The organism is Sodalis sp. CWE (assembly GCF_019646055.1).
Classification (GTDB): Bacteria; Pseudomonadota; Gammaproteobacteria; order Enterobacterales; family Enterobacteriaceae; genus CWE.
On the sequence record NZ_JAESFE010000001.1, the window covers coordinates 482,281 to 499,341 of the forward strand.

A 17,061-nucleotide genomic window follows, 5' to 3' on the forward strand; every position below is an offset into this window, starting at 1 on the left:
GAGAATTAAAGGAATATATCAAAAAGTATGTGGAAAAAAGATTTTTTCATAAAAATCTTTTATGACATAAGTATACTGGCTGCATCTTTTTCTAGGAGTCAACGCTAAAACCTGATAGCAAAAAGTAGCTAAGGAGCGCGTCTTAAAGTTAGATTAAAAAATACGGCATCTCCATATAACAAGAGTTGTTATGACAAGTTAATACTTAAGCAGAATAATCTTTGACAAAAGATGTAGTGCTATTCTAACAATATATTTAAAAAATACTTTTTGAAGCCTAATTAAAATAATTAAAAAATTCTCTAAATAAAAGACTTCATAACATGTAAATAGTAAATTTTTATTCTTCTAATTCAAGAAACCCCTTAATTGCAGAATAACTGCTTATTAGATTCAATGACGTAATAGTTTTTAAAAGTCTTTTTATAAAGAACTTTAGATCTTATAAGATGTAAAAAGCTGCTTTTTAAGCAATTGATTTATTAAAATCTTAATATAACTAAAATTTAGTGTGCCAACTATTGCTAATAATAACCATAATTTATTAATTTTTTAAAACCTAAAAATTACTCCTTACTAAGCAGATTCTACTAATTTACTTAAATTAAGGAGTTAATGCAAAATGTAAATAATCTTAAAAATTAATACATAAAAGATCTTTTTAAAAGTTCCCTTATATTATTTAAAATAACAATCCCGAAATTATAAGAGTTACAATTAGTTTTATTTTATGAAAACTAAAATCATCATGAAAATACTTCGATAGTAATTAAGGTTTGTAACACTAAAAATACTTTAAAAATTTCTATTAATTTATTTAGATTTTATTTGACAAAGCAATAGATAGCTTGAATGAAAGTCATAAAGAAATCTTTAGTTGATCCATATTGTTTTACTAAACTTTCTTCATCATTGAATTTTAATAATTTATACTCTACAATTGTAGATTGCGAGCCAATATTGTTAAGTAACAAAGCTGTCTCTTAGTACTACTATAAATAAAATCCGCCATTCTTTTAAGGAGATATATTAAGAATATTGATGCTTAATTAAGCAGAAATAATCAAATAATATTGATATTAATTAAAGTAGTTAACTAGCTTGACGTTTGCCAAATTTCTTAACAAGGGGACTTTTTTTAAAAGTGATTGATAGTTCTTTTAATGCTAAAAAATTTTTGAGTACCTTAACTAGTCAATCTGGTGTCTACAGTATGTATGATGCGTTCGGTAAAGTAATTTATGTAGGCAAAGCTAAAAATTTAAAAAAACGTTTATCCAGTTACTTTCGTCTAAACATTTCCAATCGAAAAACAGAAGTCTTAGTAAAAAATATTCACCATATTGATATTGCCGTTACTCATACAGAAACTGAAGCACTCTTGCTTGAGCAAAACTATATTAAGGTACATCGACCAAAGTATAATGTACTGTTACGTGATGATAAATCTTATTCTTTTATTTTTCTTAGCGAAGAGCAACACCCTCGCCTTGTACTACATCGAGGACCTAAACGTGCAAAGGGAGATTACTTCGGGCCATTTCCTAACAATTATCTAATAAAAGAAACATTATCCTTATTAAAAAAGATGTTTCCTATTCGTCAATGCAACGATAATACTTATAGAAACCGTTCACGTCCATGCTTACAATATCAAATTGGGCATTGCTTGGGACCTTGCATAAAAGGATTAGTTAGTGATGAAGAGTATAAACAGCAAGTAGAATATGTACGTTTATTCTTGTTAAACAAAGATCAACAGGTACTTAATAAACTTGTAGAAAAAATGGATATCGCTAGTCGTACTCTAAAATTTGAAGACGCAGCTTATATACGTGATCAAATAAAAACAGTAAAGCAAGTAACAGAAAAACAATATGTCTCTGGAGAAAAAGCAGATCTCGATGTTATTAGTATTTCCTTTAATAATGGAATCGCTTGTATGCATGTACTTTTTATTCGAGAGGGAAAAATGATAGGCAACCAAAATTTTTTTCTAAAAACACCAATTATCGCCGAATCATCAGAAATCAAACAAACATTTATCAGTCAATTTTACTTATATCAAAACCAAAAACAATTTTTGCCTTTAAAAATTTTATTAGACTTTTCTTTTCCTGAGAGGAAACTTTTTTCATCACTTTTAAGCAAACAAGCCGGTAAAAAAATTTGTATTGAAACCTCCGCCAAGGGAGATAACGTTTCTTATTTGAAACTAGCTCGTATAAACGCTGAGGCAGGGTTAATTACAGAATTAGCTCAATCTTCCACAATGCATTACCGAATGTTGTCTTTATCAAAAGTATTAGGTGTCAAAAAAATTAATCGAATTGAATGTTTTGACGTTAGCCATATCATGGGAGAACAAACTGTCGCTTCCTGTGTAGTTTTTAATAAAGACGGTCCAGTACGCTCAGAGTGTCGCCATTATAATATAAAACATATTATTCCTGGTGATGATTGCGCTGCAATAGGTAAAGCTTTGCAGCGTAGGTACAATAGAAATCTAAAAGAAGAAAAAATTCCCGATGTGATAATAATTGATGGAGGAAAAGGACAGTTAGGAATAGCAAAAAAAATTTTTTCCCAATTAGAGATTTCTTGGGATAAATCTCGCGTAATTTTGGTTAGTATAGCAAAAAGGAAATCTCAAAAGAACAACTTTGAGACATTATTTTTTCAACCTTATGGAAAAGGATTGACCTTGACAAAAAATTCGTCTGCATTAAATGCAATACAATATATTCGTGATTATGCTCACAACCTTGCTATTACTTTTCATCGTAAAAAACGCAATAAAGAAAAAAGCACAAGTACGCTAGAATTAATCAAAGGTATTGGGCCAAAAAGAAGACAGTTATTATTAAAATATATGGGCGGACTACAATCATTAAGTAATGCCAATATTGAAGATATTACGAAAATTCCTGGAATTTCTCATATCTTAGCATCGAAAATTTTCAATACTTTAAAAAAGTAATGATGTAATTTACTTAGATCTTCATTTTATTCATTGAATTAAAATAGTATCATGCAGCTCAATATACCTACTTGGTTCACCCTGTTTCGCATTTTTATGATTCCATTTTTTCTTTTGGCTTTTTATCTTCCATTTCGATGGACGTCGTTTTGTTGTACATTAATTTTTATTTTAGCGGCAATAACAGATTGGTTTGACGGTTTTTTAGCGCGTCGTTGGAAGCAAACTACCTATTTTGGTGCATTCCTTGACCCTGTTGTTGATAAAATTATGGTAACAATAGCGTTAGTTCTAATTATTGAACATTTTCATTCGTGGTGGATTACATTACCTGCGGCGACAATGATTGCTAGAGAAATTATTATTTCTGCATTACGTGAATGGATGGCAGAAATAGGTAAACGAAGCAACATGACAGTTTCTTGGGTTGGTAAAATAAAGACTACAGCACAAATGTTCGCTTTAGTAACATTATTATGTCGGTCAAACGGTCTTGTTTTCGAAATAGGAATTGCTACATTACATATTTCGGCTATACTAACATTTTTTTCTATGTTTCAATATTTATATGCCGCTAGGCGAGATTTATTCAAAAAATAAAAATAATTCGTTTTAAAAAATCAAAGAAATAATTTGACAAAAAAATTTTCTTATAAAGAAAAAAATACTAAACTATACCCTAATTTTATTTTCTTTCTTTTTAAGAAAAGCTTAACATATATAAGATACAAAAATTTAACAAATGAACTATTCTTTTTTTTATCATAATAACTACTAATTTTAATTGGTTTAAAAAATTATCTTTCTTATAAAAAGAATATCCTAGTATAAGTATTAAAATTTGTTCAATTGTAGCATTTTCATAAATGAATATATCTCGTACGATTAATTATGTAAAACCGATATAAACCAAATAATTAAGATGTAAAATTTGTTAAAAAGTTAAATATTTATCTATGAATGTCTTACAGAAATTTTTAAAATATGAAAAATAGTAGCTTTTAAATTTGAACTGTTTATGTTTATAATATTTTCATCCAAAATATATATAACGTACTTTATTTTGAACAAGATTTTTGCTATCTTTTGACAATTCAAAATTTTTTCTTATGAATTGTTTCTGACTCACTCTTTATTGAACGACACTAGCAAATTAGTATCCTTATAAAACTATATTAAATTTTAATTAATTAAAAAAATTTTTAAAGGCGCATTGGCAGAGTGGTCATGCAGCGGATTGCAAATCCGCCCACACCCCGGTTCGAGTCCGGGATGCGCCTGTAATTTCTCATATGCCCGGGTGGTGAAATGGTAAACACAAGGGACTTAAAATCCCTCGGCTGTCAGCTTTACGAGTTCAAGTCTCGTCCCGGGTATTATAATATTTGCTTTTTCCTTTTTTCTTTTTTCTAGATTAATAATTAACAGATTTATTCATGAAAGCGCATAGTAACGCGTGCTTAAAACATTGTAATCAATAATTGCTTTATTTATGTAAATTCTGTTTACTTTTAAAAACCGAAAAATGTAAAAATGATAATTTTTGATCTTTAATTAAACACTCTCCTTTAAATAAGATAGTAATATCAAAAACATTTTTTGATCTAAAATATTCATTATTTTAGAAACTAATTTAAAAATTTGAATTTTTTTATTCCTGTAAATAAAATTTAAGATTCTTTAACAAAGAAATGAGCTCCTACTTTTTATTTCAAACTAATGTTTTTTGTTTATCTTTTCTATAAAATGAAATTAATAGAGATTAGTCCTTCTTAATAAGAAGGAATCCTGATTAAGTTTTATACTTTTAATAAGTATAAGTATTTTATAAGTAAAAATAATTAAAAAATACCAAAGGTTCTCTTTTTATAAGAAGCAGATTAATTAATCACATTTTTATTTTTGCTGCTTTTTTTACTGATATCTTCTGGCATTCCAGAACGGCGACGTAACGCTTTATCAACATCTACTTGATTTATGTCAAAATTTTCCAAAAATTCTCTAATTTCACTAGAGATAAAAATCGGTATTTGTTCATTAGAATCAAACTGCTCTTGAGTAGAAGAAAGAGGATTATGCACTTCTATATAAAAAGTATTATTTGGTTCTATTGTTGTTTTTATTGGTTCGTTAATAAATTGAACACGGGTTCCAATTGGAACATGATCGAATAGATATTTAATATCCTTAGCTCTTAGACGGACACAACCATGACTTACTCGTAATCCAATTCCGAAATTAGCATTAGTGCCATGAAGTGCGTATAAACGACCAACATATAGTGCATGTAATCCCATCGGGTTATTTGGTCCAGCTGGAAAAATTTTTGGTAATGTCTCATTATATTTTAAATACTCTTTACGCATAGCTTGCGTTGGAGTCCAAGTGGGGTTATTTTTCTTACGCTGTACTGACGTTATCCAATTAGAGGGTGTTTCTGTACCAACTTCACCGATGCCAATTGGCAACACAACTACCTTATTAGTATTTTTTGGATAAAAAAATAGCCGCATTTCCGCGTTATTAATTATAATCCCTTCATGTACTGTGTTTGGTAAAATCAATTGTTTCGGAATAATTATCTTGGTACCTGGGATAGGTAGATATACATCTATTCCTGGATTAGCTTCAAGTATATTGCTAAGTCCAACTTGAAACTGATTAGCAAAGTACTCAAGTGAATGTTTATTTCCATCTGGAATGGTAATTTGTAAGTTTTCTCCTATTAAACGACTTTTTTCTTTTGGCAATGAATAAATAACTGCTATGGTAGATTGGCTATAGATGACTATTAATAATACTAAACTGAGTAGTGAAAATATTCTCTTTCTTTTAAAGAAAGAAGTGCTAAATAAAATCATTTATACAGACTAATAAGTATAAATTTTTAATAAAAAATGAGATTTTTTTGTATAAATAATATAAATTAAAAATAATCAACATGATTTAGTAATCAATAACGCATAATCGAAAATTTTGTTCAGAAAACCAAAATAACTATAAAAATTGATAACTTTAAATAAAGTTTATGAATCGCAAAATGAATGAGCTATGTTTTTATATCTATTATTACTTAATCTCCTAGTAATTTTAATTAATTACTTCAACAATGCAAAAAAAACTTCTTAATATCTGTGATAACAGAACAAATTCAGGAACCTGATTAGTTATCTAGTGATTAATAATATTGTTCAAAAATCTTCATTTTAGGCTTTAAAAAAGCGTGATATTTTTAATTTTTAATCAAAGTCTCTCTTTTAGAGAAACAGGAAAAAATATTTTTTCTTTACAGAGGACACTACAACAATTCAAATAATTTTTAGTGCAAATATTGCATTGAATAAATAACAGATTGCATTGCTGATTATAGCAATTAACATATCTATCGCATAAGGAATTACATTGACGACAATGAGAGATGATATCTGTGGTAACACGTTCACTTAATCGCTCATCAAAAACAAAATTCTTACCAATAAATCTTACTGGTAATTTTTTTTTCCATGCACGACGTACATATCCAATAATTCCACCGTCTATCTGAAATACATTCTTAAAACCATTGTATCGCATCCATGCACTAGCTTTTTCACAACGTATTCCTCCTGTACAATATAAAATTATTTTTTTATCTTTTTTATTTTTTAGCCTTTCTACAACCATTAATAATTTTTCACGAAATGTATTCGAGGGAATCTCAATAGCCCGATCAAAATGTCCTATCTCATATTCGTAATGATTACGTACATCAATCAGTAATACTTGTGGATCGGCCATCATAGCATTAACTTCTTCTGCTTTTAAATAATAACCAACATTTTTTGGATTAAAATTTGGATCATTGATCCCATCTGCTAAGATTTTTTTTCTTACCTTTAAACGTAATTTCGAAAAAGAGTTATTATTATTTTCTAAAGCAACATTTATTCGAATATCTTTTAATTGTGGATGAAACTTATATAAGGTTGTACGAAATTTGTTAAAATAAATTCGAGGTACACTAATTTGTGCATTAATTCCTTCGAAAGCTACATAGATACGACCGAGAATGTGTAAAGCAGTGAACACACGGTGAAGTTGATCACGAAAATATTGTGGATCTTCTAAAGCAAAATAATGATAAAAAGAAAGAGTAATTCGTGATATCTTTAAAAAAGAATCTGATTTTATTTCCTTCTTAGGAAGGAGATCATAATACCGTTGTGTCATAGACATGATGATGATTTCTAATCAAAAATTTTTGATGTATTATATAGAAAAAAATCAATATAGATATATGTATCACTGTATATTTCAAGTTTATAATGAAAGATATTTCATATTTCATTAATTAAATTAAATTTAATAATTTTTAAATCAATCTTTTTCTCTTCTAAGAAAAACATCTTTTTAAAGTTTAAAAAATAATTGTGAATATGTTAAAAATGGTATTAGCGAAATCATGACTTCAAAACTGAAGGTTATTTATTTAACAAAAATTATATAAGTAATTCACTTATTTAATTTTTTTTGTTATAAAATTAATTTTTCAATAAAAATATACATAAAAACATGAAGCAGTTTACTTATCTTTATTCAAGATAAATGATTAGGATGGGAAGTTCTTTTTAAGAAATTCTAAGTTTTTCAAAAATTATTCTGTATTAAAAAAGATCATACTATTAAGTATCAACCCTAAACTTGTTTGAAAAGGATTAATTTAATAAAGGAAACGGGGTATCAGTTTGATCCTATTTAATATTATTTCTCCTCCTCTCCTTAAAATAAATACTTTATTTCTGTTAGATTACTAAACGTCATATAGTGAATCTTAAGATTGAACTCATTTCTAATAATGAAATAGTAAAAAAATATTTTTTTTACTTACATAAACATATAGTTAATTTAATTAATATTATTTGATCATGGATCAAATCGGTTAGATAACTCTACTCGGAGTTAAATTGATATTTTTTATATTGACACATTTTTATTTTAAAAATGTATGTTTATATAACAGTACAATTTCTATTGACTTAAACATACTTTGGTTCGCGTGGCCACAACTTTCCATAATAGTTAGGAAGAAAATACTACTATCGCTTCTAAAGATTGTAAAACGCAATCATTATTGTTGTTTCTAAATAACAATAATAACATCCTTTACATAACTAACGATAATATATAATTTTTTAATAAAACTGATTAATATGATTAATTAAAAAATTAAAACAATTTTATTGTTGCCTTTGATATAAAAATTTTATGAAATTATAGAATTTTTTGATTGATTAATGTTAACTCATTGAAAGTAAATTTCAATAGTATTCTATATTAGCTTATTTTATTTTTTTTGCTGAAAGTCTAGAAAATAATGTCAATCATGAATAATTCGTACATGTAAATTACCAATGAAACATGAATAAAATAATAATGGATATGAATGCACTTCCTGTTTTTCGCTGTTCTTTATTACATCCACGTTACTGGTTAACGTGGATAGGTATTGCAATAATGTATCTTTTAATGTTGCTACCTTATCCAATTCTTCACATATTAGGCATTCGATTAGGACGACTTGCTATGTACTTTATGCGCTATAGGAAAGAAATTATACGTCGTAATTTGCGGTTATGTTTCCCAACTATGTCCACAAAAGAACAAGATGTGCTTCTAAAAAAGAATTTTGAATCTGTTGGCATGGGATTAATTGAAACAGGCATAGCTTGGTTTTGGCCTAATTGGCGCATTAAACGTTGGGTATCTATTGTCGGATTGGAACATATTGCTAATATTCGAATAAAAAATAAAGGAATACTGCTTATTGGTATACATTTTCTTACTCTTGAGTTAGGTGCACGAATTTTTGGGATGTATAATCCTGGCATTGGGGTTTACCGTCCTAACAACGATCCATTGTTAAATTGGTTGCAAACTTGGGGACGCATGCGATCCAACAAATCTATGTTAGATCGTTCAGACATTAAAGGTATGATTCGTGCTTTGAAAAATGGTGATATTATTTGGTACGCACCAGATCACGACTATGGACCAAAAAGTAGTGTGTTTGTTCCATTATTTTCTGTTCCACGAGTTGCAACTACTTCTGGCACTTATTTACTAGTTAAAGCAGCAAAACCAGCAGTAATTCCATTTATTCCTCGACGCTTACCTCATGGTAAAGGATACGAACTAATAATTTTACCAAATGAAAAAAATATACCGTTAAGTAGTAATATTGAAACCGCTCGTTATATGAATAAGATAGTAGAAAAAATTATATTATCTGCTCCAGAACAATATATGTGGTTTCATCGAAGATTTAAGACTAGGCCTCCAGGAGAGTTTTCTCTATACCATTAACTTCTTATAAGAATCTAATTACCTTTTATTTTTTATTCTATAGAGAATAGACCATTTTGCAAAATGTGTTTCTGTCCTAAAAAAAGACTATTTCAGCAATTTTTAAAATTATTTAAGTTTAATACAACAACACACTTTACTCTAGCAACTAGAAATTAGTTCTTTTATAAAAAAATTTTGGCAGTAAAGAAAGATAATGTAAAAAAAAGACGTAACAAACTTCTCCTATAACGAAAAATGAAAAAATTAAGATGATCATAGTTTTTTTAATTTAGCAAAAACTATAAATGTGCAGATTAAAAAAATTAGCGTAGAAATTAGAAAGATTGTTTCAATCAATGTTTTGTTGAACAAAACAAACGAAATTATAACTGCAATCTAATTATCAATTAAATACTTAAAAATATGCTAAATTTGTTAGAATAAACATCCTATCATTAGGAAAGGAAAAACAAAAAAGCCGGAGCTGACGATTTTTTCTGCAATGTGTCTACTAGCACAGATCCTTGATCAGAAAAAAAGTAGTTTCTTCGCTCCAAACATTGATCGATGGTAGCAATGAAAGTTATATGTAAGGGTATAGACATCTTGGTTATCGATGCTGGCATAATATTTAGATTTTAAAAAAATTTAAAATTTTTTAAAAAAGTCTATCCGTGTTGTTTAAATAAAAAAACATCAATGTAGCAACATAAACTATTTGATAGTGTAGTTTTTCTATATAGACAGGTTTTTTTCTTTCTATAGGAATAGAAAATTTTTTTATTATATCTTTCTTTAAAAAGAATAGCTCAAAAAGAATCAAATACTACTTCAGTAGTTACAGAAATACTTATTGAAATAATAACATTACTATTATTGATTTACTCAAAACATTTTATCAATCTATCTGTTGTATAATTTGAAATATACATTCCCTTTTTTTTAGAAACTGTATTATTCCGATGTATATTGAAATAGATTCAAATGAATTGTTCCTATTAACAAAATTTATTTTTGTATTATCTTTCCTGTTTAATAGCATTATTGGAGTGATTTCAGACATAATGTAATCAACTGAAAACATACTTTCTTTCTTAAGAAGAAAATGAAAGGTTTATTCTTTTTTATAGATATTGTTTGAAGCAAAGCTATTTTGTCGATAACCAATACTCATTTTTTTGTTTATTCCTGCTAATTAAGTTTGATTGTTTAAATCTTTCTTTACTATTATTTGTTTCAGTTGACGTTTTTTTAAAAAGGTGTCCTTGTTGAGAATTGTGATTTATTGATTTTTATTTTCTTATTCTTCTTTATGGAAAGAATGATTATTTGCGATGGTTCGTCTATTGCACTAATTTCTGCAAACCTAGATTCTTTAATGTCTATGTCAGTTATTGTGACTCTTTCTGAAGAATTTTTGGTGGTAGAATATTGTATCAATGAATTATTCGCTTTCATATTTGAAAATGTGGAAAATTAACAAAAGGTATTGATGAAGAAAACAAATAATGCTCACCACGATGGTGAAGACTGAATCGACAGTTATCATTGAAGCGTAAATAATATAAAGAAAGTTTAAGAAGACGTAGCACGGTAACGGTTATATTATCATTATCTTGGTAAAAATCACTACTACTAGTATTATTGTGTACTATATTATTTTTTCTTTGTTTTTGTTCGTTATGGTTTTCATTATTCTGACTTTTTTCCTCTAAAAACGTGGAAGTGGTATGTCTCATTTTTTCATGTGAAACATTAGTTGAGTTAATTGAGCGAACGATTTTGCTGTTGAAACGGATTTTACGGTTTAGGTTACGATGTCGATAATAAGATGATGTCCGTTGTTCTTTTCTTTGTTTGCATTCAAAATTGATGTTTCTTGTTATTTTTTTTGCTTCAGTAGACTGCTGCATACGCTGATGAAAACGATGAAAATTATGGTAGTGACGATTATTTTCAACTTGACTCACTCGGTTTAAATTATCGTTACGGCCATAACGGTTATTATACCGATATCGATACTGAACGCGTCGATTCAAGCGATCATTTTTTTCGTGACGAAAAGATGTTGTTAACTCGTTTGGTTCTGCAATAGTTATTAAAGATGTAGCATTCGTTTTCTGTTGCAATACTGATAGTAAATTAGTAATAAAAGATTTAAAACCATCCACTAAACGATTAAATAAACCATATACGAAACGACTATTTATCCTGGTTGTGCTAACATTAGATTCTTTTGTTAGTACATGCTCATTCAAAACATCTAATCGTTCATTAGCTAACAGTGAATCATGGACTAAAAACGCTGTTAAAGATGGTTGTCGATGGTATTTTTGCTCAGATGAAGCGCTATACTCTATCGAATGACTTAATTCTGATTCGTGTAATTGTGGTAATAAATAACTTAAAGTGGATGCCGTTTCCTCGCCTTTACGCACACGCAGTACTGCATATTGTGGAGTTTGCATTTGATCATTCGGAACAATAACTGCCCGAACTCCGCCTTGACGCTTCTCAATGGCATTAACTGCCTCACGTTTTTCATTCAGCAAATAAGATGCTATGGGAACTGGTACAATTGCATGTACCTCGTGAGTATTCTCTTTTAGAGCTTCTTCTTCAATAAGTCGAAGAATGGAAAGAGAAAGTGATTCATTATCACGAATAGTGCCTGTTCCATTACAACGAGGACAAACGTGATGACTTGATTCACCTAATGAAGAACTTAGACGTTGGCGAGATAGTTCTAATAAACCAAATCGAGAGATACGTCCAATTTGGATACGAGCCCGATCATGACGAACCAACTCTCGTAGAGAATTTTCCACCTCACGCTGATGATTTACCGGAGTCATGTCGATAAAGTCAATAACAATTAATCCACCTAAGTCACGCAAACGAAGTTGTCTAGCTATTTCATCTGCAGCTTCAAGATTAGTATTAAAAGCGGTCTCTTCAATATCACCACCTCGAGTTGAGCGTGCAGAATTAATGTCGATAGCTGTTAATGCCTCAGTGGTATCGATAGCAATAGAACCCCCAGAAGGAAGCTGTACTTTTCGCTGGAAAGCGGACTCAATTTGAGATTCAATCTGGTAGTGACTAAAAAGAGGAATTTCTCCACTATAAAGTTTAATTTTTCTGGTAAAATCAGGACGCCCTAGCGAAGCTATGTGTTCTTTTGCTAATCCAACCACTTTAGGGTTATCAATTAAAATTTCACCAATATCGGGTCGTAAATAATCACGAAAAGCCCGAATGATAACATCGCTTTCTTGATGAATTAAAAAAGGCGCTTGCCGTTCTTCAGCAGCTTTTTTAATTGCTTGCCAGTGTTTTAGACGAAAAGTTAGATCCCATTGTAACGCATTAGTGGATTTGCCAACACCAGCAGTACGAACAATAAGGCCCATACCATCCGGTAACTCAAGAGAAGCTAAAATTTCTTTCAATTCAGCTCGATCTTCACCTTCTATGCGTCGAGAAATTCCACCTGCACGAGGATTATTTGGCATAAGAACCAGGTAAGTCCCGGCTAAACTAATAAAAGTAGTTAGAGCAGCACCTTTGTTACCACGTTCTTCTTTGTCAACTTGCACAATAATTTCTTGACCTTCACGTAGCACATCTTTGATGCTGATTTTTCCATATAAACTGTTTGAAGAAAAATATTCACTAGAAATTTCTTTAAGAGGAAGAAAACCGTGGCGTTCTACGCCGTAATCTACAAATGCTGCTTCTAAACTAGGTTCAATGCGAATAATTTTACCTTTATAAATGTTGGCTTTCTTCTGTTCATGTTTAGGACTTTCAATGTCTAAATCATATAATTTTTGGCCATCAACTAGGGCAATACGCAACTCTTCTCGTTGAGTTGCATTAATTAACATTCTTTTCATCGTAATTTACTCGTTTATTTTTCTTAGAATATCTTAAGAATAAGGAAGTTAGTCTGTCAGTGATAGATTAATAACTTAGCGAAGCTAAACTGCAACCAAGAAACAATTTTTTTGATGATTTCTTTGCGTTTGTATTAAGGAATAGCTTTCCTTATTCAATAGAAAAAGAGGTTACGGAAACTCTCAATTTGAACAAGATTCCAATTTTTAGAGTCTTATTCCAATCTATAATCAAGTTTTTGCTTGATCACAGAATATTTACGTCATAAATTTATATTATAAACTGATAAACTCAAAAATTTAAAATTCCTTAAACTTTGTTTCGTACAAAAATGAAAAACTCATGGTTAAAGCTCATATTGATAAATACACTATGTTGTTCACTATATTTGAACTATTATTCATTACTAATTAATTTAAGCTAAGTCCGCTAATAATCTTAATCTAATTTTCGAAAAAAATTGTATAAACTTTTTAAAAAACTCATTTATTAAAATCTCAAAACGAGACTGTCGAATTTGCATTTCAATATTTAAAGCATTTGATTTTTATGAAGATAAATAATTTTGGCGTACAACTTATTAATGTTTCAGAAGACATATCTGGTCAACGAATTAGCAATTTTTTATTTACTTACCTGAAAGATGTTCCAGAAAGTGCAATTTATCGTTTCCTTCGTAAAGGAAATATACGCGTTAACAAAAAAAGAGTAAAACCAGAATATAAGCTACAAAATAACGATAAATTACGTATTCCTCCAATACAACGAACAAAACAAAGTCATGTCTTTAATCAATTGAATAAATTTACAATATTAAATGCTGATATTCTTTATGAAGATAAAAGTCTATTAATTTTAAATAAACCATCTGGAACGGCTGTGCATGGAGGAAGCGGTCTTAATATTGGCCTTATTGAATATCTTCGAGCATTACGTCCTACAGAAAATTTTCTAGCACTGGTTCATCGTTTAGATAAAGAGACCTCTGGAGTTTTATTAATAGCCAAAAAGCGATCAGTATTGCGTACTCTACACGAACAAATGCGCGCTAAAAAAATTCAAAAAGAATATCTAGCTCTAGTACGTGGCCACTGGAAACCTAATGTCAAGGTTATTTCGGCGCCACTTTTAAAATATTGTTTTTCCAATAGCAGAAAATATGTCATGCAAATTAACGCCGCGGGCAAACCATCAGAAACCCTTTTTAAAATTGAAGAACGTTTCAGGTTTGCTACTTTAGTTCGAGCAAGTCCAATAACTGGACGTACTCACCAAATTCGAGCTCATGCTCAGTATGCGGGACATCCAATTGCATTTGATGATCGCTATGGCGATAAAACATTTAATCGAAAATTAAAAAGTTATGGCATAACCAGGCTATTTTTACATGCCATATCCGTTCGTTTTAATTATCCAAAAAATGGGAACATCTTTCAGATTAAAGCGCCAATGGATTTATCTTTACATCAATGCTTATCATGTTTGCGACGTTCTTTTAAAGAAAAGTGAGAATTAGAAAAATATTTCGCACTTCCGTTCAATTATTGCTTTTTTAAAACATAAAAACAGTTACTATTTTCATACTTATTCAATTTACGAAAAATTGTTATTTTAAGGCTATATTACCAATACTTCTTATTTCATAGAATGACGAGTCGCTCCATTATTGAAATTACAACAAAATCAATATAACTATAAAATCGTAATGATTAAAAATTTTTAATAATTAAGTAATATTCATTATTCTTAACTTACAGTTCCTATGGAAAATATACTGTCAAACTTCTATTTATTCATAAGGTAATTTTTAAAATTTTAGAAGGGATAAAACTAACAAACTCTATTAAGATTAAAGGTAGTCGGTACGTTCAATTATAAAATATTGTCTAGTTCCATCAAAAACGTTTTAAAGAAATTGGTACAATATCATGTATTAGTATAATGTATGCGTTCTTCGCGATAACCCTTAAAAATTAATTTAAAAATTTATTTATACATGCTAGAATTTAGCAATGCATATTGAGAATGTGCTGATTGATAGCAGCATGATCAAACTAGTAAATAAAAGGATCTTTTTTAAAGAAATTCTAATTTTTTAAATCATAAGACGATCCCTGTTAAATGTAACAATATGCTTTCTACTTGAATTAAATTAAAGAGTGTTTAGCAATTCTAGACTTCAGGTAAAGATTTTATTACAATCTATATCGAAATTACCTGAAATTTCAATGGCAGCTTATTTGTCTTAAAACAATGTTGCAAATGATGCTCTTCGGGCAGATAATGAATAAAAGATAAAAAGTATTAATCAATAGTTATACAGTAAACAAAACAAGTAATTAATTAAAGTTAATCGATTAACCAAAGAATTATCAAAATTCTTTTTATAAAAAAATTTATGTTAATAATCAAATTTAATAGCTTTTAATGAGTAATTATAACGATAATAAAAATTTATTCTCTATCTATTCCCAATTTATCGTCTATATGTACTGTACAAAAACTACAGGTATAAATTAGGATCGATCAAGTATAACATGGATGTTTTACATAATCTGTAAAATAAATAGATTTCGATTCATGTTATAACGTATTAATTTATTTTTTACAAAGACAGGAAAGCCAACATACTCCCTATGCTGGCTTAAAAAGGAGCAAACAGTGGCAGTACAACAAAATAAACCTACTCGTTCAAAAAGAGGAATGCGTCGTTCTCACGATACATTAGCTAACCCAATTATATCAGTAGATAAACATTCCGGTGAAACTCATCTACGTCACCATATCACTTGTAATGGATTTTACCGTGGTCGTAAGATTCATTACTACTTTTAGTGGTTAGAGACTCAACATTGAGACATCTAACCATTGCGTTAGATGCTATGGGCGGTGATTTTGGTCCTAAAGTAACAATACCTGCTGCTTTACAAGCATTAAATTTGTATCCTCAGCTTAATTTGTTACTTATTGGTAATCCAGAAGCGATACGTCCTTTACTGGTAAAAACTGATTCTATCTTACTTGAACGATTGGTAGTTATTCCTGCTAGATCAGTGATTACTAACGACGCCAAGCCATCGCAAGCTATAAGAGCAAGTCGTGGTACATCCATGCGTATTATGCTAGAACTTATTAAGGATAACAGTGCTCAAGCCTGTGTTAGCGCTGGAAATACCGGCGCATTAGTTGGACTAGCAAAGTTTGTATTAAAACCCCTTAAAGGTATTGAACGACCAGCTTTAATGGTTATTTTACCGCACCAAAAATCAGGTAAAACAGTTGTGCTGGACTTAGGGGCTAATGTTTACTGTGATGGCCGGATGCTAACACAATTCGCTTTAATGGGTTCAGTGATAGCAGAACACATTGTTGGAATCGCTAATCCACGTGTAGCTTTATTAAATATTGGTGAGGAAGAAATCAAGGGAATTGATCCAATTCAACATGCAGCATCCTTGTTAAGAAACGCTCCGTCAATTAATTATATTGGTTATCTTGAAGCTAATGAATTACTAACAGGAAAAACTGATGTTCTTGTTTGCGATGGTTTTATCGGAAACATCACATTAAAGACTATGGAAGGAGTAATAAGAGTCATTTCATCGTTACTAGCTCCTCCTGAAGGAGATAAAAAAAAACAGAGTTGGCTAATACAACAATTTAATCAGTTAAACCCCGACCAATATAATGGTGCCTATTTGGTAGGTTTACGTGGTACAGTAATTAAAAGTCATGGGGCAGCTAATCAACATGCATTTATCGCTGCTATTAAGCAAGCTATTCAAGCAATGGAGCGAAGAATTCCAGAGCGAATAGGTGCACGCCTAGACGCAGAACCACTTAAAAGCGATTAAGGT

Annotated in this window: 10 protein-coding genes and 2 tRNA genes; 8 read left to right on the forward strand and 4 right to left on the reverse strand. The window is 29.8% G+C overall.

Going from position 1 to position 17,061, the window contains the following annotated elements; genetic code table 11:
• The first annotated feature begins 1,147 nt into the window (after positions 1-1,147).
• The 4 genes from uvrC to JK145_RS01880 all read left to right on the forward strand — a co-directional run bounded on the left by uvrC (position 1,148) and on the right by JK145_RS01880 (position 4,356).
• Complete coding sequence (uvrC, locus tag JK145_RS01865; protein ID WP_220665262.1) at positions 1,148-2,980, forward strand: excinuclease ABC subunit UvrC; 1,833 nt, start codon at positions 1,148-1,150, stop codon at positions 2,978-2,980.
• A 51-nt stretch (positions 2,981-3,031) separates the two neighbouring features.
• A complete protein-coding gene (pgsA, locus tag JK145_RS01870; RefSeq protein WP_220665153.1) occupies positions 3,032-3,580 on the forward strand; it encodes a CDP-diacylglycerol--glycerol-3-phosphate 3-phosphatidyltransferase in 549 nt (182 codons plus the stop codon).
• A gap of 607 nt (positions 3,581-4,187) precedes the next feature.
• A tRNA-Cys gene (locus JK145_RS01875) sits at positions 4,188-4,260 on the forward strand.
• Between the two features lie 14 nt (positions 4,261-4,274).
• A tRNA-Leu gene (locus tag JK145_RS01880) sits at positions 4,275-4,356 on the forward strand.
• A 504-nt stretch (positions 4,357-4,860) separates the two neighbouring features.
• On the opposite strand, the gene JK145_RS01885 is transcribed toward JK145_RS01880, so the two are convergent.
• Together JK145_RS01885 and JK145_RS01890 are read right to left on the reverse strand one after the other, a co-directional pair.
• Entirely contained in the window at positions 4,861-5,841 is a 981-nt protein-coding gene (locus JK145_RS01885; RefSeq protein ID WP_220665154.1) for a L,D-transpeptidase family protein, read from the reverse strand.
• A gap of 382 nt (positions 5,842-6,223) precedes the next feature.
• The gene (locus JK145_RS01890) at positions 6,224-7,195 is read right to left on the reverse strand and encodes a rhodanese-related sulfurtransferase (protein ID WP_255555792.1); all 972 of its coding nucleotides are present in this window, start codon (positions 7,193-7,195) and stop codon (positions 6,224-6,226) included.
• Between the two features lie 1,203 nt (positions 7,196-8,398).
• Here JK145_RS01890 and JK145_RS01895 point away from each other — a divergent pair.
• On the forward strand, positions 8,399-9,322 hold the full coding sequence (locus JK145_RS01895) for a Kdo(2)-lipid IV(A) acyltransferase (protein ID WP_220665264.1): 924 nt from the start codon (positions 8,399-8,401) through the stop codon (positions 9,320-9,322).
• A 437-nt stretch (positions 9,323-9,759) separates the two neighbouring features.
• Here JK145_RS01895 and JK145_RS01900 read toward each other — a convergent pair whose 3' ends face one another.
• Together JK145_RS01900 and rne are read right to left on the reverse strand one after the other, a co-directional pair.
• Complete coding sequence (locus JK145_RS01900; RefSeq protein WP_220665155.1) at positions 9,760-9,909, reverse strand: hypothetical protein; 150 nt, start codon at positions 9,907-9,909, stop codon at positions 9,760-9,762.
• 849 nt (positions 9,910-10,758) lie between these two features.
• The gene (gene rne / locus JK145_RS01905; protein WP_255555793.1) at positions 10,759-13,203 is read right to left on the reverse strand and encodes a ribonuclease E; all 2,445 of its coding nucleotides are present in this window, start codon (positions 13,201-13,203) and stop codon (positions 10,759-10,761) included.
• 550 nt (positions 13,204-13,753) lie between these two features.
• Here rne and rluC point away from each other — a divergent pair.
• The 3 genes from rluC (at position 13,754) to plsX (ending at position 17,058) form a co-directional block, all read left to right on the forward strand.
• Positions 13,754-14,713: a 23S rRNA pseudouridine(955/2504/2580) synthase RluC gene (rluC, locus tag JK145_RS01910; protein WP_220665156.1), complete on the forward strand. Its 960-nt coding sequence runs from the start codon at positions 13,754-13,756 to the stop codon at positions 14,711-14,713.
• 1,152 nt (positions 14,714-15,865) lie between these two features.
• Positions 15,866-16,039, forward strand: coding sequence for a 50S ribosomal protein L32 (gene rpmF / locus JK145_RS01915; RefSeq protein ID WP_220665157.1), 174 nt, complete (start codon positions 15,866-15,868; stop codon positions 16,037-16,039).
• Between the two features lie 17 nt (positions 16,040-16,056).
• A complete protein-coding gene (gene plsX / locus JK145_RS01920) occupies positions 16,057-17,058 on the forward strand; it encodes a phosphate acyltransferase PlsX (RefSeq protein WP_220665265.1) in 1,002 nt (333 codons plus the stop codon).
• Positions 17,059-17,061: the final 3 nt, after the last annotated feature.